The following is a 17,730-nucleotide window of genomic DNA, read 5'->3' as shown; positions in this document are numbered from 1 at the left end:
GCGCAAAAATGATCGGCAATGTCGCCATCCCCGCGCTGCATGCGGACGGCGTAGGGGGCGGATGGATCAATCGGTGAGCCTTGGCGGGCTCACCGCGCGGGGGATCGATCAGTCCCGCCCCAGGCCGTACTGGCGCAGCTTGTTGGCGATGGTGGTATGCGACACGCCGAGGCGCTTGCCCAGTTGGCGGCTGCTCGGGTGCTCGGCGTACAGGCGCTCCAGCACGGCCTTCTCGAAGCGGCCGAGGATGGCGTCCAGGTCGCCCTCGGTGGAGAAGTCGCCCAGCGGCTGCGGCGCGCCGTAGTCCGGCAGGCGGATATGCTCGGCCTTGACCAGGCCGCCGTCGCACAGCGACACGGCCTGGAACAGCACGTTCTCCAGCTGCCGCACATTGCCCGGCCAGTGGTAGTGGGCCAGGCGCTCGAAGGCCTGGGGCGCCAGCCTGGGCAAGGGGCAGCCAATCTGCCGGCTGGCCGAGTCGAGGAAGTGCTCCACCAGCGGACCGAGGCCGTCCAGGCATTCGCGCAGCGGCGGGATATGCAGGGAGAGCACGTTGAGGCGGTGGTAGAGGTCCTGGCGGAATTCGCCACGGGCGCACAGTTCGGACAGGTCGACCTGGGTGGCGCAGATCACCCGCACGTCCAGGTACACTTCCTCGTCGCTGCCGACCCGGCGGAAGCAGCCGTCCTGCAGGAAGCGCAGTAGCTTGGCCTGCAGGCGCGGGCTCATCTCGCCGACCCCGTCGAGGAACAGGGTGCCGCCGGCGGTCAGCTCCAGCAGACCGAGCTTGCCCTCCGGGCGCGCGCCCTCGAAGGCGCCGGGGCCGTAGCCGAACAGCTCGGTCTCGGCCATCGACTCCGGCAGGCCGGCGCAGTTCAGCGCCATAAAGGGCGACTGGCCGCGCGGGCTGGCCAGGTGGCAGGCGCGGGCCAGCAGCTCCTTGCCGGTGCCGGTCTCGCCCTCGATCAGCAGCGGCGCGTCCAGCGGCGCCATGCGCCGGGCCTCGCGCACCACGGCGGCCATCACCCTGGAGCTCTGGAAGATCGAGTCGAAGCCGCGCAACTCGTGCTTGCGCACGTTGTAGATGCGCTCGCCAACCCGATCCGCCCGGTGCAGGGTGAGCACGGCGCCGGCCAGCGCCTCGCTCTCGTCATGCTCGTTCTGCAGCGGCGCGATATCGGCGAGGAAGGTGTCGCCCTTGACCTTGACCCGCAGGCCGTTGACCCGCGACTTGTTGGCGCGCACCAGTTCCGGCAGGTCGAAATCCTCGATATAGCGCGACAGCGCCATGCCCGGCACCTCGTCGACGCGCACCCCGAGCAGCTGCGCGGCGCTGCGGTTGGCCGCGACTATGGCGCCGCCCATGTCGATGGACAGCACCGGAAAATCCAGCGCGCCGAGCAGCGCGTTGAGCTCCAGATGACGGCGCTCGCTGGGCATCAGGCCGACACGCTTGACCCCGAACACCCCGGAAATGGCCTCGAACTTCGGACGCAGCGACTGGAACTGCAGATTGATCAGGTTCGGGCAGTGCAGGTAGATGGCGTTGCCCTGCTCGCCACCGACCTCGCCGCGGGCGACGTTGATGCCGTAGTCGACCAGCAGTTCGAGGATGTCGCGCAGGATGCCGACGCGATTCTGGCAATGGACCTTGATGCGCACGCTGGATGCCCCGGACTGTGCTGATGGTGGAGGCACGGCGCGGGATTTCGCAGCCGGCCGCGATTTTCCGTAAAGAATATGTGACAGAAGAGTCGATCAACAAGGGCAATCTGCGGCATTCGGCCACAGTCGTAAGCAGAATTTTACGATCCTGCCCCGCTCGATCGGTCAGTCCGCCCCATCGACAGCCTTCCACCCGGGAAAGAGACGACGCTAACTGTTGTCCATACAAGAACAACAGCCCCAGCGGGAGGCCTGCATGAAAGGCACGCAGTACGTGGCACGGCAACCGGACGAGCACGGTTTCATCCACTATTCGGACACCGAGCATCAGGTGTGGAACACCCTGATCACCCGGCAGATGAAGGTGCTGGAGGGGCGCGCCTGCCAGGAGTACTTCGACGGCATCGAACAGCTCGGCCTGCCGCACGAGCGCATTCCCCAGCTCGGCGAGATCAACAGGGTGCTGAATGCCAGCACCGGCTGGAGCGTGGCCCAGGTGCCGGCGCTGATCCCCTTCCAGACCTTCTTCGAGCTGCTGGCCAGCAAGCGCTTCCCGGTGGCCACCTTTATCCGCACCCCGGAGGAGCTGGACTACCTGCAGGAGCCGGACATCTTCCACGAGATCTTCGGCCACTGCCCGCTGCTGACCAACCCCTGGTTCGCCGAGTTCACCCACACCTACGGCAAGCTCGGCCTGGCCGCGAACAAGGAGCAGCGGGTGTTCCTCGCGCGGCTGTACTGGATGACCATCGAGTTCGGCCTGGTCGATACCCCGCAAGGCCGGCGCATCTACGGCGGCGGCATCCTCTCCTCACCGAAGGAGACGGTCTACAGCCTGTCCGGCGAGCCCGAGCACCAGGCCTTCGACCCGCTGGAGGCGATGCGCACGCCCTACCGCATCGACATCCTGCAACCGCTGTACTTCGTGCTGCCGGACCTCAAGCGCCTGTTCGACCTGGCCCACGAGGACATCATGGGCATGGTGGCCCGCGCCATGGCCCTCGGCCTGCACGCGCCGAAGTTCCCGCCGAAGGCAGCGTAGAACTATTCTCCCCTCTCCCTCCGGGAGAGGGGCCGGGGGTGAGGGCCTCATCGCCCCCGGCCGACTCTATGCACCGGTGGACAAGGCCCGCGGCCGTTGTCCACCCTACAAACAGCCCACTTCAGGAGAAAACCCATGTCCCTCGCCCAAGCCCAATGCGAAGCCTGCCGCGCCGATGCGCCCCACGTCTCGGAAGAAGAACTGGCCAGCCTGATCCGCGAGATTCCCGACTGGAACATCGAGGTGCGCGACGGCCATATGGAGCTGGAACGCGTCTACCTGTTCAAGAACTTCCGCCACGCCCTGGCCTTCACCAACGCGGTCGGCGCCATCGCCGAGGAAGTCGGCCATCACCCGGCGCTGCTCACCGAATGGGGCAAGGTCACCGTCACCTGGTGGAGCCACGAGATGAAGGGCCTGCACCGCAACGACTTCATCATGGCCGCGCGCACCGACCTGCTGGCCGCCGATGCCGAGGGTCGCAAGTGAGCCACTTCGCCGCCGTCGTCGGGGTGCCCGGCGACCCCATTCTCGGCCTGCTCGACGCCTACCGCGCCGACCCCAACCCGGCCAAGCTGGACCTGGGCGTCGGCGTGTACAAGGACGCCAGCGGCCTGACGCCCATTCCCCGCGCGGTGAAACTGGCCGAGCGGCGCCTGGTCGACGGCGAAACGACCAAGACCTATATCGGCGGCCATGGCGCACCGGAGTTTGGCGAGCGCCTGCAGCAGCTGGTGCTGGGCGCGGATTCGACGCTGCTGCGCGATGGCCTGGCCGGCGCCACCCAGACCCCCGGCGGCACCGGCGCGCTGCGCCTGGCCGGCGAGTTCATCGCACGCAACCTGCCGGGCCGCGGCATCTGGTTGAGCGACCCGACCTGGCCGATTCACGAGCCCCTGTTCGCCGCCTGCGGCCTGCGCGTCGAGCACTACCCCTATGTCGGCGCCGACAACCGGCTGGACGTGGACGCCATGCTCGACGCCCTGCAGCGCGTGCCCGCCGGCGATGTGGTGCTGCTGCATGCCTGCTGCCACAACCCCACCGGCTTCGACCTCGCCCCGCGCGACTGGAAACGCGTGCTGGAGGTGGTCAAGGCGCGCGAGCTGCTGCCGTTGCTCGACTTCGCCTATCAGGGCTTCGGCGACGGTCTGGTCGAGGACGCCTGGGCCGTGCGCCTGTTCGCCGCCGAGCTGCCGGAACTGCTGATCACCAGCTCCTGCTCGAAGAACTTCGGCCTGTACCGCGAGCGCACCGGCGCGCTGCTCCTGCGCGCCGAAAGCAGCGCCAAGCTGGCCGATGTGCGCAGCCAGCTGGCCCTGCTGGCCCGCGGCCTGTGGTCGACGCCGCCGTCCCACGGCGCCGCCGTGGTCGCCGAGATACTCGGCGATGCCGAACTCAGGGCGCTGTGGAGCGCGGAGCTGGACGACATGCGCCGGCGCGTGGCCAACCTGCGTAGCGGCCTGGTCGAGGCCCTGCGCCCGCACGGTCTGACCGAGCGCTTCGCCCATGTGGCGCAGCAGCGCGGCATGTTCTCCTACACCGGGCTGACGGCCGCGCAGGTGGCGCGGCTGCGCGACGAGTTCAGCGTGTACCTGGTCGGCAGCGGCCGCGCCAGCGTGGCGGGCATGAGCGAAGAGCGCCTGGACTACCTGGCCGGCGCCATCGCCCGGGTCTGCGAGTAGATAGCGAGCCCCCCTCTCCCTAACCCTCTCCCCGACGGGGAGAGGGAACTGTCGGCCCACGTTCATAGCCCAGCCGGCGCTATCGTCAGACTCTGCCGGCAACAGTCACATATTCCCCTCTCCCACCGGGAGAGGGGCCAGGGGTGAGGGAGCTGACTGCCCAGACTGCACCCTCCCGCCTCCGAACCAAAACGCCGCCCGAGGGCGGCGTCGTTCCCGCTACTCGGCGGCCAACGCCGCCACCGCCTCTATCTCGAACAGCATGCCGTCCAGCGCCAGGCGTGGCACCGGGATCAGCGTGCAGGTGGGCATCGGCCCTGTGCCGAAGGCGACCTGCAACAGCTCGCCGAACACCCGCAGACGCGCCTCGCTATGGTCGACGATCAGCACCGTCAGCTTGACCACGTCACGGCTGCTGGCGCCGGCAGACTCCAGCGCCGTGCGCAGGTTGTTCAGGGCCTGGCGCACCTGCTCGGCGAAGTCGGGGCTGAGGTTGCCCCGCTCGTCCTCGCCGCCCTGTCCGGCGATGAACAGCAGGCGCGCGCCGGCGGCCACGCTGGCCACATGGGAATAGCCGTTGGCTGTCGGGTCGTAGAGGCCGGCGGGGTTGTTCAGGGTGAAGACGGGCTTGTTCATGCGTTCTCCTTGATCGCGTGGGTCTATCCCTAAGTCGAGCGTGCACGTCACCTTGTGACATCAGTCCAGCTGATCGTCGCGGATCAGCACGTAGCTGGTATCGGCACGGTCGTAGACGTAATACATCTCCACCTGCAGGCCGCGCATCACCGCCAGGTAGTCGCCGGGCTCGGCGACGAAGAAGTCGTTGCTGTCGGCCTTGGCCGGGCTCTCGATGCGCGCGGTGAAGAACAGCGCCGGATCGCTGCCGTCGAAGTAGTCCTCGCGCTCGGCGGCGTCCCATTCGGCCGGCGCCGCGAAGGCACCCTCGAACAGCACATGGCCGTCGCCCAGCTCCAGCTCCTCGGCGTCCGGGTCGTTCTCGTCCGGACGGTACAGGGTGCAGTCCAGGGCCTCGGGGTGGTCTTTCAGCTTCATGCCTTGCTCCTCTCGCGCAGGTAGGCCAGCACGGCATCCTGCTCGCCGGCGAATTCGATGCGCGAGGCCTTGCTCTCGCGCTGGTAGACGTACATGGGGTCGTAGTACTCGTGTAGCAGGCCCTCGATCCAGCCGCGGTGGGTATCCACCGCGCCGCTACGCTGCTGCTCCTCCAGCGCCTGCGCGAGGATGGCGCGCAGGCGGGCATGGCGCTCGCCGCCCAGGCGCTTCTGGATATTGTCCATGCTCTGCAGCATGCGCTGGGCGAACCGGGCGAAGCCGTGCTCCTCGCCATGCTCGGCGATGAACTCGGCGGCCAGGTCGATCACATAGTCCTTGAGGATGCGCTCGACGCGATCCGCGAAGCTGTCCTCCAGCCACACCAGCGGGTATTGCTGCATGCCCTGGTGCAGCGGCAAGGGCAGCGAGCAGGTGCCGATCAGGCGGCTCTCGTCCTCCAGCACGAACTGCTGCTGACCAGCGGCGCGGCGCTTGAGCAGGTCGATGGCCAGCCGGTTCTCGAAGTCGATCTGCGCCGGCTGCCCGCTGGCGCGCTTGCCGAAGCTGGAGCCGCGGTGGTTGGCGTGGCCTTCCAGGTCGATGCTGTTGTCCAGGGCGGCGATCACCTCGGTCTTGCCGGTGCCGGTCATGCCGCCGACTATGACGAAATCGCACTCGGCCACGGCGCCGTCCAGGGTCTCGATCAGGAAGCCGCGCATCGCCTTGTAGCCGCCGATCACCCGCGGGTAGTCGATACCCGCCTCGCTCTTCAGCCACTGCTGGACGATCTGCGAGCGCAGGCCGCCGCGGAAGCAGTACAGGTAGCCTTGCGGATTGGCCCTGGCGAAGGCCGCCCAGGCCTCGACGCGCTCGGCCTTGACCTTACCCGAGACCAACTGGTGGCCCAGTTCGATGGCGGCCTGCTGGCCGTGCTGCTTGTAGCAGGTGCCGACCTTCTGCCGTTCGATATCGCTCATCAGCGGCAGGCTGGTGGCAGTGGGAAAGGCGCCCTTGCTGAACTCCACCGGGGCGCGCATATCCATCATGGGCGTGTCGTTAAGGAACAGCTCGCGGTAGTCGGCGGTGTCGTCGCGCATCACAGCACCTCGACCGCGTGGCGCTGTCGCTCGACCAGTTGGCCGATGGGCGACAGGTTCAGGCCCAGTTCGGCGGCAACAGTGAGGAACTCGTCCTCGCCCTCGGGGCTGACGGCCACCAGCAGGCCGCCGCTGGTCTGCGGGTCGCACAGCAGTTGCTGCTGCTCGTCAGTGATGGGCGCGATCTTCTCGCCATAGCTGTCGAAGTTGCGCAGGGTGCCGCCGGGCACACAGCCCTCGGCCAGGTAGTGCTCCACCCCCGGCAGGCGCGGCACGGCGGCGTAGTCGATGCGCGCGGTGAGCCCGGCACCCTCGGCCATCTCCAGCAGATGGCCGAGCAGGCCGAAGCCGGTGACATCGGTCATCGCCCGCACGCCGGAAAGCCGGCCGAAGCGGCTGCCGGGCCTGTTCAGGGTGCACATCCAGTCGCGCGCCAGGCCGACGTCCTGCTCGCGCAGCTTGGCCTTCTTCTCGGCGGTGGTGAGGATGCCGATGCCCAGTGGCTTGGTCAGGTACAGCCGGCATCCGGCCGTGGCGCTGTCGTTGCGCTTCATGTGTTTCTTCTCGACCACGCCGGTCACCGCCAGGCCGAAGATCGGCTCCGGCGCGTCGATCGAGTGGCCGCCGGCCAGCGGGATGCCGGCCGCGTCGCACACCGTGCGGCCGCCACGGATCACCTCGCGGGCGACCTCCGGCGGCAGCAGGTTGACCGGCCAGCCGAGGATGGCGATGGCCATCAGCGGGTCACCGCCCATGGCATAGATATCGCTGATCGCATTGGTCGCGGCGATGCGGCCGAAGTCATAGGGATCATCGACTATGGGCATGAAGAAGTCGGTGGTGGAGACCACCCCGCGCTCCTCGTCCAGGGCGTAGACCGCCGCATCGTCCTTGGAGGCATTGCCGACCCACAGCCTGGGGTCGAGATTCTGCGCGCCGCTGCCGGCGAGTATCACTTCCAGCACCTTGGGGGAAATCTTGCAGCCACAGCCGGCACCGTGGCTGTACTGGGTCAAACGGATCGGCTCGCTCATCGCACGCTCTCGACCATCGGGGAAATCAGGCGGCGGATTCTAGCAAAGCTGGATCGACCTACCCATTCGCGCCCAGGTAGCGTATATACGTTACATATATCCAAGCATGGAGGACTACCGCATGTCCTACGCCCGCATCTTCCAGTCCGGCAACAGCCAGGCGGTACGCCTGCCCAAGGACTTTCGCTTCGACGTCGAGCAGGTGGAAATCTTCCGCCGCGGCGACGAAGTGGTGCTGCGCGCGGTGCCCATCAACGGCAGCGCCGTGTTCGATGCCCTGGCCGCCCTGCCCGAGGACTTCCTTGCCGAAGGCCGCCAGGATGCCCCGCCACAGGAGCGCGATGAACTCTGATGAGCGTCCGCTACCTGCTGGATACCAACATCTGCATCTACATCGCCAAGCACAACCCGCCCGAAGTGCGCGAGCGCTTCGCCCAGCATGCCGCCAACGAACTGGCCATGTCGGTAGTCACCCTGGGCGAGCTGCGCTACGGCGCGGAGAAGAGCCAACAGCGCGAGCGCGCGCTGGCCAGCATCGAAACTCTTAGCCAACTCATAGCCCCTGCTCCACTTAGCGAGGCCACGGCCGAACACTACGGCCAGATTCGCGCCGAGCTGCAGAAGCAAGGCCGACCCATAGGCAACAACGACCTCTGGCTGGCCGCTCAGGCTCGCGCCGAAGGCTGGATTCTGGTGACCAACAACGAACGCGAGTTCGTGCGGGTGCCGGGCTTGCAAGTGGAAAACTGGGTCACCCCCGCAACAAGGACTTGAATACATGCCGCAACTGACCTGGCTGGGCGACGCCCAGGCCAAGCGTACCGCCCAGCACGTGCCCTATCGTTTGCTGGAAACTCTGAGCCAACATGGCGAAGCTCACTATCTCAAAGTAGAGAAGGCGCACGACAAGGAAAAACAAGGTGGGAATGTATGAGCAAAAAACAACAGCAAAACCTGCGCGGCATACCTCGCATTGAGTCTATTCGGGTCGAAAACTACCGAGCTTTGCGCTGTGTGGAGCTTGACAACCTGACGCCAATGACCGTTCTGCTGGGGCCAAATGGTAGTGGTAAATCCACCATCTTCGACGTGTTCAATTTTTTGTCAGAGTGCTTCCAGTTCGGCCTGCGTCATGCTTGGGATCGACGCGGCCGGGGTAAAGAGTTGAAGTCGAGGGGAGCATCCGGCCCTATCATTTTTGAACTGAAATATCGAGAAAAACCCAAAACGCCAATCATTACCTATCACCTAGCCATTGACGAGGGCAGCAAAGGCCCAGAAGTTGTCGAAGAATGGCTGCAGTGGCGAAGGGGGCAGAACGGGAAACCATTTCGGTTTCTGGAGTTTTGTCGCGGCATTGGTAAAGCCGCAAGCGGTGCGGCGCCCGATGAGGATGACAAGCGTGTTGACACCAACCTGCGCTCACCAGACCTGATTGCAGTCAACACCTTGGGGCAGTTTACCGAACATCCACGTGTGGCCGCGCTACGTGAGTTCATCACCGACTGGTATGTGTCCTACCTCTCCATCGACTCAACCCGCAATCAACCTGAGGCTGGCCCCCAGGAGCGCCTGAGCAAGGGAGGCGAGAATCTACCCAATGTAATCCAGTATCTGAAGGAACAGCACCCTGAGCGCCTGGAGCATATTTTCTCGGTACTGCGCACGCGTATTCCCCGTTTGGAGCGTGTGGAGGCTGAACCGATGCCTGACGGCCGATTACTATTGCAGATCAAGGATGCTCCGTTCGAGCAGCCCGTACTGTCGAAATTTTCTTCCGACGGCACGATGAAGATGTTGGCGTATTTAACGGTGTTGTATGATCCGGAGCCACCACGTTTTATCGGCATTGAGGAGCCTGAGAACTTCCTACATCCGCGTTTGTTACCAGAACTGGCCGAAGAATGTAGGGCGGCCTCCGAGCACTCACAATTACTTATTACTAGTCACTCTCCATTTCTCTTGAATGCCATGCGTGCAGAAGAAGTACGTGTGCTGTATCGAGATGAGCAAGGCTTTACACAGGCCGTACGCGCCAGCGACATTCAAGGCATTCCTGAGTTCATCAAAGCCGGCGCCAGCTTAGGGCATTTGTGGATGGAAGGTCATTTTGGCTTGGGCGATCCATTGGTGAATCAAGGTGCCCCACGAACCACGAAGAAGGGGCGTGGCTGATGCTGGAAAAACTGATTGTGTTCGTCGAAGAATACTCGATGGAGGCTGCACTGGAACAACTTCTGCCGAGAATTCTGGGGATGGTTGAGTCTCAGATCATTCGCTTTCAATGCAAAGATGACCTATTGAAAAAAGCACCCGAACGACTTCGGGGCTACGCATCTTGGTTACCTGACACCTGGCGCATTCTAGTTTTGGTGGACCGCGACGATGATCGCTGCGTGGAACTAAAAGCCCGACTGGAGAGCATAGCGACTGCAGCAGGTTTGCTGACCAAGACTGCTTCCGGTAAAGGCCAGCGTTTTCAGGTAGTGAACCGCATTGCCATCGAAGAGCTGGAAGCTTGGTTCTTTGGGGACTGGCCTGCAGTGCAAGCAGCTTATCCACGTGTTCCTGCGACTGTTCCGCAGAGAGCAGGATTTAGAGATCCTGACGCGATAGCTGGTGGCACCTGGGAAACTTTAGAGCGGGTGCTCAAGCAATCAGGCTATTTCAGTACCGGTCTGCGTAAGTTGGAAGTGGCTAGGTCTGTTGCCAGGCACATGGACCCAAATCGAAATAGATCCCGAAGCTTTCAAGCATTTGCCGGTGCCGTTGCAGCTGCTTTGGTCTGAGAAAATTTCATGAGCGTGGCTAAACTCACTCGAACCCGGGAAAAGCGTGATATCGGCGAGGTCTGGGCCAAGGCCAGTGGCGGGCGCTGTGTGTTCGTGATGGTGACCCATGCTTCGGTGGCCGGCATGTCTGTCGATGCGCAGTTGCGCAAGGCCATCTGCGCCTAACCCGACATGATCCAGCCGCCCTACAGCCTCACCTCCGCCATTGTCGACCTGGTCGCCCGGATCGGCGAGGCGCTGGGGCGACTGGCGGTGCAGCAGGCCCTGGCCAGCTCGCTGCGTCTGCGCAGGCTCAATCGCATCCGCACCATCCAGGGCTCGCTGGCCATCGAGGGCAACACCCTGAGCGAGGCGCAGATCACCGCCCTTCTCGACGGCAAGCCGGTCATGGCCCCGCCTCGGGATATTCAGGAGGCGCGCAATGCGATCCAGGCCTACGAACAGTTCGAGCAGTGGCGGCCGGACAGCGAAAGGGACTTGCTGACGGCCCATCGCCTGCTGATGACCGGGCTGCTGGATGCCACCGGGCAATATCGCAGCGGCGGCGTGGGCGTGATGAATGGCGCGCAGGTGGTGCATATGGCGCCGCCGGCCAGTCGCGTGCCGCTGTTGATGGGCAACCTGTTGAGCTGGCTCGGCAGCACCGATGCTCATCCGCTGATTGCCAGCTCGGTGTTCCACTACGAATTCGAGTTCATCCATCCCTTCGAGGACGGCAACGGCCGCATGGGCCGGCTGTGGCAGACCTTGATCCTGAGCCGCTGGAACCCGCAACTCGCCCATATTCCGGTGGAAAGCCTGGTGCATATTCACCAGGCCGAGTATTACCAGGCGCTCAATGAGAGCACTCGTCTGGGTGAGTGCACACCTTTTATCGAGTTCATGCTGCGCATGATTCTGGATGCACTGCAGGCCAACGCCCCCCAAGTCAACCCACAAGTCACCCCACAAGTCGAACGACTGCTCGCCGTGCTGCGGGGCGAGATGAGTCGGGATGAACTGCAGACGCTGCTTGGCCTGCGGGATCGCAAGTCGTTCCGCGAGCGCTATCTGCAGCCGGCGCTGGCGCAGGGGCTGATCGAATACAGCCTGCCCTCCAAGCCCAACAGCCGCCTGCAGAGATATCGCCTGAGCGCGCTGGGGCAATCTCTGCGTTGAAACAGTGCCCGGCGCCCCTATAATCGCCGCCGTTCTACTACCCTGACGGAGCACGGCCGCCGGCCCTGCCCTGCGAACCTTTTCCGCTATTGAACCGGAGAATCTTCATGCTCAAGCGTACCCTGGCGCTCGCCACCGCTATTGCCCTGTCCCTGTCGGCCACCCTGGCCCAGGCCGCCGACGTCCTTAAGGTCAGCGCCATTCCCGACGAGGCCCCCACCGAGCTGCTGCGCAAGTTCGAGCCGCTGGGCGCCTACCTGGAGCAGGAACTGGGTATGCAGGTCGAGTTCGTCCCGGTGGCCGACTACCCGGCGGTGGTCGAGGCCCTGGCCACCGACCGCATCGACCTGGCCTGGCTGGGCGGCTTCACCTTCGTCCAGGTGCGCCTGAAGACCGGCAACGCCCTGCCGCTGGTACAGCGCGAGCAGGATGCCCAGTTCACCAGCAAGTTCATCACCTCCGATGCCAGCGTGAAGTCGCTGGCCGACCTCAAGGGCAAGAGCTTCGCCTTCGGTTCGGTGTCCTCCACCTCCGGCAGCCTGATGCCGCGCTACTTCATGCTGCAGGACGGCATCAAGCCGGAAGCCTTCTTCAGCCGCGTCGGCTACTCCGGCGCGCATGACGCCACCGCCGCCTGGGTACAGGCCGGCAAGGTCGACGGCGGCGTGCTCAACGCCAGCGTGTGGGACAAGCTGGTCGCCGCCGGCAAGGTCGATACCGCCAAGGTCAAGGTGTTCGCCACCACCCCGACCTACTACGACTACAACTGGACCGTGCGCGGCAGCCTCGATGCGGCCCTGGCCGACAAGATCAAGGCCGCCTTCCTCGCCCTCGACCCGGCCGTGCCCGAGCACAAGGCGATCCTCGACCTGCAGGCCGCCTCGCGCTTCATCGAAACCAAGCCTGAGAACTACAAGGGCATCGAGGACGCCGCCCGCGCCGCCGACCTGCTGAAATGAGCCTGCGCCTGACCCAGGCGCGGCTGCAGCACGGCAACGGCGTCCACGCCCTGCGCGGCGTGGACCTGGCCATAGGCACTGGCGAGCGGGTCGCCATCATCGGCCCGTCCGGCGCCGGCAAGTCCAGCCTGCTGGGCCTGCTGGCCACCGCCCTGCAGCCCAGCGCCGGCACGCTCGAACTACTCGGCACGCAGCCCTGGCGGCTCGGCGCCCGCGCGCGCCAGCGCCTGCGTTCGCGCATCGGCCTGATCCACCAGGCGCCGCCGCTGCCACCCCGGCAGCGAGTGGTCAGCGCCGTGCTGGCCGGCAGGCTCGGTCAGTGGAGCCTGGGCCGCAGCCTGCTCAGCCTGTTGCATCCCGTCGATATTCCCGGCGCCCGGGCGGTCCTCTCCCGCCTGGATCTGGCCGACAAACTCTTCGCCCAGTGCCAGCAGCTGTCCGGCGGCCAGCTGCAGCGGGTCGGCATCGCCCGCGCGCTGTACCAGGCGCCCGAGCTGCTGTTGGCCGACGAGCCGGTGTCGGCCATGGACCCGGTGCTGGCCGACCACACCCTCTCCGTGCTGTGCCGACATGCCGAAGCCCATGGCGTGACCCTGGTGGCCAGCCTGCATGCGGTGGAGCTGGCCCTGGCGCACTTCCCGCGCATCGTCGGCGTGCGCGACGGGCAGATCGCCTTCGACCGCCCGGCCGGTGAGGTCGACCAGGCGCTGCTCGATGCCCTCTACGCCAACGAGCAACTGCTCTCGCCGCCCGCACCGGCGGTGACCCTGACGCTGCAGATCCCGCGATGCTGAGATCGGACAGCCGCGACCCCGCCGCCGTGCCCCGCCTGCTGCTGACGGCCCTGGCCATCGCCCTGCTGTGGCCGGGCATCCGGCTCAGCGAGCTGGACCTCGGCGTGCTGCTGGCGGCCGACAGCCAGGGCGAAATGGGCCGCTTCGTCGCCGCCTTCTGGCCGCCCGAGCACGGCCGCGAGTTCCTCGACCTGCTGCTTGCCGCCACCCTGCAGACCCTGGCCATCGCCACCGCCGGCATGGCCCTGGCGCTGCTGATCGCGGTGCCGGCCGCGCTGCTGGCCAGCCGCGCACTGTCGCTGACGGCGGCGGCGCGCGGCGGCCGGCCCAGCGCCCTGGGCCAGGCCCTGCGCTGGCCGGTGCGGGCCTTGCTGATCTTCCTGCGCAGCGTGCCGGAGATCGTCTGGGCCCTGCTGTTCGTGCGCGCCGTCGGCCTCGGCCCCACCGCCGGGGTGCTGGCCATCGCCATCACCTACGCCGGCATGCTCGGCAAGGTCTACGCGGAAATCTTCGAGTCGGTCGATCGGCGCCCCATGCACGCCCTGCTGCAGGGCGGCGCCGGGCGCCTCGCCGCCTTCGCCTACGGCATCCTGCCCAACGCCGCCTCGGAGCTGGTGTCCTACAGCGTGTACCGCTGGGAATGCGCGATCCGCGCCTCGGTGGTGATGGGCTTCGTCGGCGCCGGCGGCCTGGGCCAGCAGATCGACCTGTCGCTGCGCATGTTCGCCGGCGGCGAGGTGGCCAGCATGCTGCTGACCTTCCTGGTCCTGGTGCTGCTGGCCGACGGCCTGAGCCGCCTGCTGCGCGGGAGGCTGGCATGAAGCGGCTGGCCAATCTGGCGCTGGTCGGGATGATGCTCGGCGCGGTGGTCGCTTCCTTCATTTACCTGGGCCTGAACCTGAGCGCTCTGCTCGGCAGCGACAGCCTCGGCCATATGGGCGCCTACGCCGCGCGCTTCCTGCAGCCGGACCTGAGCGCCACGCACCTTGCCGCCATCGGCCGCGGCGCCCTGGAGACCCTGGCCATGTCGGCCCTCGGCACCCTGCTCGCCGCGGTGCTCGGCCTGCTCCTGGCGCTGCCGGCCGCGGGGCGCTTCGGCCTGCTGGCGCAGAGCGTCACCCGCCTGCTGCTCAACGCGCTGCGGGCGATTCCCGAACTGGTGTGGGCGGCGCTGATGGTGCTGGCCGCCGGCCTCGGCCCGAATGCCGGCACCCTGGCCCTGGCGCTGCATACGGCCGGAGTGCTCGGCAGGCTATTTGCCGAGGCACTGGAAAACACGCCGAAGGCGCCGGCCGAGGCCATTCGCTTGCAGGGCGGCGGGCAGATCGAAGCCTTCTGCTACGGCACCCTGCCCAACCTGTTCCCGCAGCTGCTGGCCTACTCGCTGTACCGCTGGGAGAACAATATCCGCATGGCCAGCGTGCTCGGCTTCGTCGGCGCCGGCGGCCTGGGGCAGATGCTCTACGTCAGCCTCAGCCTGTTCCAGGAGGCGCAGGCCAGCACGGTGATCCTGGCCATGCTGGCGCTGGTGTTCGCGGTGGATGCCCTGAGCGGCTGGACGCGGCAGCGCTGGGTGCGGGCGTAGCCCGGATGCAGTCCGGGGGGAGCGAGGCGGCAACCGACCGCGCCATCGCTCGGTGGGTTACGCCTCTGCGCGGCTAACCCACCCTACATCCGTACATCCGGATTAGGCCCGGCAGCTATCCGCTTCGCCACCGCCACAGTGGCCATGCAGCAAACGGTCGCGGCCCTGGCGCTTGGCCTGGTAGAGCAGCCTGTCGACCTCGGCGAGAAAGGCCTGCGGCGTATCCTCGGCCTCGGGAACGAGGGTGCCGACGCCCAGGCTCAGGGTCAGCAACGGGGCCACCCTGGACTGTTCGTGGGGAATGCGCAACTGGCCGATCAGCCTGCGGCAGCGCTCGGCGATCTTCTTCGCCGACTCGCCGTCGGTCTCCGGCAGGATCAGGGCGAACTCCTCGCCGCCGAAACGCGCCACGCAGTCACGCGGGCGGGCGGCAGCCTGCTCCAGCGTCTGGGCGACGCGGCGCAGGCAATCGTCGCCCTCGATATGGCCATAGTGATCGTTGAACTGCTTGAAGTAGTCGATATCCAGCAGGACCAGCGACAGCGGCCGCCGCGTGCGCTGGGCACTGGCCCACTCCACCTCCAGCACCGAGTCGAACATGCGCCGGTTGTTGATGCCGGTCAGGCCGTCCTTGTAGGAATACTCCTCCAGCTGCTTCTGCAGGGCCAGCAGTTGCTCCTCGGTCTTCTTGCGCTCGCTGATATCGAACATGAAGCCGATCAGCGCCTCGGTCTCGCCGGCCGCGTTGCGCTGCACATGCACCACATCGCGGATCCACACATAGCGCCCGTCGGCGGTCAGCGCGCGATAGTCGGCCTCGTGGTCGATGCCGTTCTGCGACTGGGCGATGCAGAAGCTCACCACCCGCTCGCGATCCTCCTCGTGGATGCGCTCGGCCCAGTCGTTGGCGCTGATCCAGCTCTGTTGCGACCAGCCCAGCAGCGGCTCGATCTGCGGGCCGATATAGGCGAAGGTCATGCTCGCCCAGTCGATCTTCCAGGGAATGGCCTTGGTCGATTCGAGCAGGGTCTTGTAGACGGCACTGTCGGCTTCCACGGTTTCAGACCTCGACATCGGCGCTGGCGACCTCGCTCGCATGTTGGGCGCGAGCAAACAGTCGCAGCAGGTTGTCCGGTTGATCGTAAACGATACGCTCGCCGGCCCGCAGGTCGCGGCGCATCAGGAAAATCATCTGTTCCAGCACGGCCTGGGAAAACTCCGCGGCGGGTCGCCCAGTCACTTCCTCCAGGCGTCCGGCGATCACCTGGGTATCGCTGACCAGCGGGCAGATGCGGTAGCGATAGCGCCCGCCGATGGCCTCCGGCGGCAGGTCCATGAAACGCCCCGGAATCTGCCGGAAGAAACTCAGCGGCAGACGATAGGCGTTGTGCCCGAGAATTGGCAGGTCGTCTGGCACCTGCTGCTCCTCGTCCAACACCTGCAGCTTGGTCGCCAGAGGCAGCAGACGATCCAGGCGATAGCGCTGCATGTGCGGGTTGCCAACCCGCACCAGGTTGGCGATCAGCTCGCCCAGCGAGGCGTGACCGATGATCGCCGCCCGCTTGGGCAGACCGCCCCAGACACCATCCGCGCCATTGACCAGGGCCTCGATCAGCGAGGCGTTCTCGAAACCGCCACCGGCGTGCATGTGCACCAGAATCTTCAACGGCGGCGGCAGCAGGCTGCGCGCCGCGGCGACATAGGCGCCGACCTGCAGGGGCAGGTAGGTGCCACGGTCATCCTCGAAGCTGATGCCCTCGATGGGCTGCTCGGCGAGCAGGCTCAGCACCTCGAACACGCCTTCCGGGTTCTCGGCGAAGGCGTCACAGCCATCGACGATGTTGATCAGGATGCGCGGCGCACCGCCCTGGTCGCCACGGATATTCTCGCGCAGCCACTGGATGCTGGCCGGCAGGCTGCGCAGCAGGGTCGCCAGGTCGTACTGCCCGGCCATGCCCGCCTCGCTCAGGTAGATCTCGTGCAGCGTGTTCGGCACCCGGTAGTCGCGCAGCTTGAGCTGCGAGGGGTCGGGCACGAAGCGGCCATCGGCATCGACCAGGCCCACGGCGGTGAAGGCGAAGCAGCCGCTCATGTCCACCTGCCGGTCGCGCAGGGTCATCATGAAGTCGTCGTCCACCTCCAGCTCGTCCGGATAGGAATAGTCGAGCGTGCCCAGGAGGATGTTGCGAAAACCGAACTCACGCAGCTTGGGCAGTATCGCCAGCTTGTCCGCCAGGGTCTGGCCGACGCGCGCGCCCACCGGGTTCTCGCGCAGCGACAGATCGATCAGATAGGGATCGAGATCGCGCAGGCGCGCAACCTTCTCCTGGGCATCGGCGAGGCGCTGACGCGCCTGTTGCAAGGCTTCGGGCGATGATGGCATTGGGCTGCTCTCCATGCTGGTGGTGTGGTTATACACCATCGCGATGATGCGCCGTCAGTAGTCCACCCGGCCGCGCCCGGCCTTGATCGCCCCGCGCTTGGCCTTGCCGTCCAGGCGACGCTTCTTCGAACCCAGGGTCGGTTTGGTCGGGCGGCGCGCCTTCTCGGTCTTGCCGGCGCTGCGGATCAGCTCGGCCAGACGTTCCAGGGCATCGGCGCGGTTCTGCTCCTGGGTGCGGAACTGTTGGGCCTTGATGACCACCACGCCGCCCTCGGTGATGCGGCTGTCGCGCAGGGCCAGCAGGCGTTCCTTGTAGAACGGCGGCAAGGACGAGGCCTGGCTGTCGAAACGCAGGTGCACGGCGCTCGATACCTTGTTGACGTTCTGCCCGCCGGCACCCTGGGCACGGATATAGCTCAGCTCGATGTCGTCGAGAGGCAGATGGACGGCGTGGGAGATGACCAGCATGAAACAGGCTCGGCATAC

The 17,730-nt window shown here is 66.1% G+C and carries 22 protein-coding genes; 14 read left to right on the top strand and 8 right to left on the bottom strand.

Annotation, left to right across the window (positions count from 1 at the left end):
* Nucleotides 1-108: 108 nt before the first annotated feature.
* Nucleotides 109-1,662, bottom strand: a complete 1,554-nt coding sequence (locus tag AAFN46_RS16985) for a sigma-54-dependent transcriptional regulator (RefSeq protein WP_347809882.1) — start codon at nt 1,660-1,662, stop codon at nt 109-111.
* A gap of 259 nt (nt 1,663-1,921) precedes the next feature.
* Between AAFN46_RS16985 and phhA the strand changes: the two genes are divergently transcribed.
* The 3 genes from phhA to AAFN46_RS16970 all read left to right on the top strand — a co-directional run bounded on the left by phhA (nt 1,922) and on the right by AAFN46_RS16970 (nt 4,389).
* Nucleotides 1,922-2,707 carry a phenylalanine 4-monooxygenase gene (phhA, locus tag AAFN46_RS16980; protein ID WP_347809881.1) on the top strand — a complete coding sequence of 262 codons (786 nt, stop codon included), beginning with the start codon at nt 1,922-1,924 and terminating at the stop codon, nt 2,705-2,707.
* A gap of 135 nt (nt 2,708-2,842) precedes the next feature.
* Complete coding sequence (locus tag AAFN46_RS16975; protein WP_347809880.1) at nt 2,843-3,196, top strand: 4a-hydroxytetrahydrobiopterin dehydratase; 354 nt, start codon at nt 2,843-2,845, stop codon at nt 3,194-3,196.
* The gene (locus AAFN46_RS16970; RefSeq protein WP_347809879.1) at nt 3,193-4,389 is read left to right on the top strand and encodes an amino acid aminotransferase; all 1,197 of its coding nucleotides are present in this window, start codon (nt 3,193-3,195) and stop codon (nt 4,387-4,389) included. Before AAFN46_RS16975 ends, AAFN46_RS16970 begins: the two co-directional genes overlap by 4 nt.
* A 219-nt stretch (nt 4,390-4,608) precedes the next feature.
* Here AAFN46_RS16970 and AAFN46_RS16965 read toward each other — a convergent pair whose 3' ends face one another.
* Genes AAFN46_RS16965 through selD form a run of 4 tightly spaced genes read right to left on the bottom strand, consistent with a single transcriptional unit; the run spans nt 4,609 to nt 7,573 of the window.
* On the bottom strand, nt 4,609-5,025 hold the full coding sequence (locus tag AAFN46_RS16965; RefSeq protein WP_347809878.1) for a RidA family protein: 417 nt from the start codon (nt 5,023-5,025) through the stop codon (nt 4,609-4,611).
* A 60-nt stretch (nt 5,026-5,085) separates the two neighbouring features.
* Nucleotides 5,086-5,442 carry a hypothetical protein gene (locus AAFN46_RS16960; RefSeq protein ID WP_347809877.1) on the bottom strand — a complete coding sequence of 119 codons (357 nt, stop codon included), beginning with the start codon at nt 5,440-5,442 and terminating at the stop codon, nt 5,086-5,088.
* The gene (gene mnmH / locus AAFN46_RS16955) at nt 5,439-6,539 is read right to left on the bottom strand and encodes a tRNA 2-selenouridine(34) synthase MnmH (protein ID WP_347809876.1); all 1,101 of its coding nucleotides are present in this window, start codon (nt 6,537-6,539) and stop codon (nt 5,439-5,441) included. The genes AAFN46_RS16960 and mnmH overlap by 4 nt, the downstream gene beginning before the upstream one ends.
* Nucleotides 6,539-7,573 carry a selenide, water dikinase SelD gene (selD, locus tag AAFN46_RS16950; protein WP_347809875.1) on the bottom strand — a complete coding sequence of 345 codons (1,035 nt, stop codon included), beginning with the start codon at nt 7,571-7,573 and terminating at the stop codon, nt 6,539-6,541. Before selD ends, mnmH begins: the two co-directional genes overlap by 1 nt.
* A 121-nt stretch (nt 7,574-7,694) precedes the next feature.
* Here selD and vapB point away from each other — a divergent pair, with 121 nt between their 5' ends.
* The 11 genes from vapB to phnE all read left to right on the top strand — a co-directional run bounded on the left by vapB (nt 7,695) and on the right by phnE (nt 14,861).
* Nucleotides 7,695-7,925 (top strand): type II toxin-antitoxin system VapB family antitoxin, encoded by a 231-nt coding sequence (gene vapB / locus AAFN46_RS16945; protein ID WP_347809874.1) that lies wholly within the window; start codon nt 7,695-7,697, stop codon nt 7,923-7,925.
* On the top strand, nt 7,925-8,347 hold the full coding sequence (locus AAFN46_RS16940; RefSeq protein ID WP_347809873.1) for a type II toxin-antitoxin system VapC family toxin: 423 nt from the start codon (nt 7,925-7,927) through the stop codon (nt 8,345-8,347). Before vapB ends, AAFN46_RS16940 begins: the two co-directional genes overlap by 1 nt.
* Nucleotides 8,348-8,351: 4 nt before the next feature.
* Complete coding sequence (locus AAFN46_RS16935) at nt 8,352-8,507, top strand: hypothetical protein (RefSeq protein ID WP_347809872.1); 156 nt, start codon at nt 8,352-8,354, stop codon at nt 8,505-8,507.
* Nucleotides 8,504-9,748 (top strand): AAA family ATPase, encoded by a 1,245-nt coding sequence (locus AAFN46_RS16930; RefSeq protein WP_347809871.1) that lies wholly within the window; start codon nt 8,504-8,506, stop codon nt 9,746-9,748. Before AAFN46_RS16935 ends, AAFN46_RS16930 begins: the two co-directional genes overlap by 4 nt.
* A complete protein-coding gene (locus AAFN46_RS16925) occupies nt 9,748-10,362 on the top strand; it encodes a DUF4276 family protein (protein ID WP_347809870.1) in 615 nt (204 codons plus the stop codon). Before AAFN46_RS16930 ends, AAFN46_RS16925 begins: the two co-directional genes overlap by 1 nt.
* A gap of 9 nt (nt 10,363-10,371) precedes the next feature.
* The gene (locus AAFN46_RS16920; protein WP_347809869.1) at nt 10,372-10,530 is read left to right on the top strand and encodes a hypothetical protein; all 159 of its coding nucleotides are present in this window, start codon (nt 10,372-10,374) and stop codon (nt 10,528-10,530) included.
* Nucleotides 10,531-10,536: 6 nt separating this feature from the next.
* Nucleotides 10,537-11,523 (top strand): Fic family protein, encoded by a 987-nt coding sequence (locus tag AAFN46_RS16915; RefSeq protein ID WP_347809868.1) that lies wholly within the window; start codon nt 10,537-10,539, stop codon nt 11,521-11,523.
* 107 nt (nt 11,524-11,630) lie between these two features.
* Nucleotides 11,631-12,482: a putative selenate ABC transporter substrate-binding protein gene (locus tag AAFN46_RS16910; protein ID WP_347809867.1), complete on the top strand. Its 852-nt coding sequence runs from the start codon at nt 11,631-11,633 to the stop codon at nt 12,480-12,482.
* Nucleotides 12,479-13,276, top strand: a complete 798-nt coding sequence (locus AAFN46_RS16905; RefSeq protein ID WP_347809866.1) for an ATP-binding cassette domain-containing protein — start codon at nt 12,479-12,481, stop codon at nt 13,274-13,276. Before AAFN46_RS16910 ends, AAFN46_RS16905 begins: the two co-directional genes overlap by 4 nt.
* Entirely contained in the window at nt 13,270-14,097 is an 828-nt protein-coding gene (locus AAFN46_RS16900) for an ABC transporter permease (RefSeq protein WP_347809865.1), read from the top strand. Before AAFN46_RS16905 ends, AAFN46_RS16900 begins: the two co-directional genes overlap by 7 nt.
* Nucleotides 14,094-14,861: a phosphonate ABC transporter, permease protein PhnE gene (phnE, locus tag AAFN46_RS16895; RefSeq protein WP_347809864.1), complete on the top strand. Its 768-nt coding sequence runs from the start codon at nt 14,094-14,096 to the stop codon at nt 14,859-14,861. The genes AAFN46_RS16900 and phnE overlap by 4 nt, the downstream gene beginning before the upstream one ends.
* A 102-nt stretch (nt 14,862-14,963) precedes the next feature.
* Here the strand turns inward: phnE and AAFN46_RS16890 are convergent, their stop codons facing one another.
* From AAFN46_RS16890 to arfB, 3 genes are read right to left on the bottom strand one after another with little or no spacing between them, the layout of a single operon-like run.
* Nucleotides 14,964-15,935, bottom strand: coding sequence for a sensor domain-containing diguanylate cyclase (locus AAFN46_RS16890; protein WP_347809863.1), 972 nt, complete (start codon nt 15,933-15,935; stop codon nt 14,964-14,966).
* Nucleotides 15,922-17,244, bottom strand: coding sequence for a hypothetical protein (locus AAFN46_RS16885; protein WP_347809862.1), 1,323 nt, complete (start codon nt 17,242-17,244; stop codon nt 15,922-15,924). Before AAFN46_RS16885 ends, AAFN46_RS16890 begins: the two co-directional genes overlap by 14 nt.
* A 54-nt stretch (nt 17,245-17,298) precedes the next feature.
* A complete protein-coding gene (gene arfB / locus AAFN46_RS16880) occupies nt 17,299-17,712 on the bottom strand; it encodes an alternative ribosome rescue aminoacyl-tRNA hydrolase ArfB (protein ID WP_347809861.1) in 414 nt (137 codons plus the stop codon).
* Nucleotides 17,713-17,730: the final 18 nt, after the last annotated feature.

It is taken from the genome of Pseudomonas sp. CAU 1711 (assembly GCF_039888625.1).
Classification (GTDB): domain Bacteria; phylum Pseudomonadota; class Gammaproteobacteria; order Pseudomonadales; family Pseudomonadaceae; genus Aquipseudomonas.
This window is presented reverse-complemented; position numbering and strand designations above follow the sequence as displayed.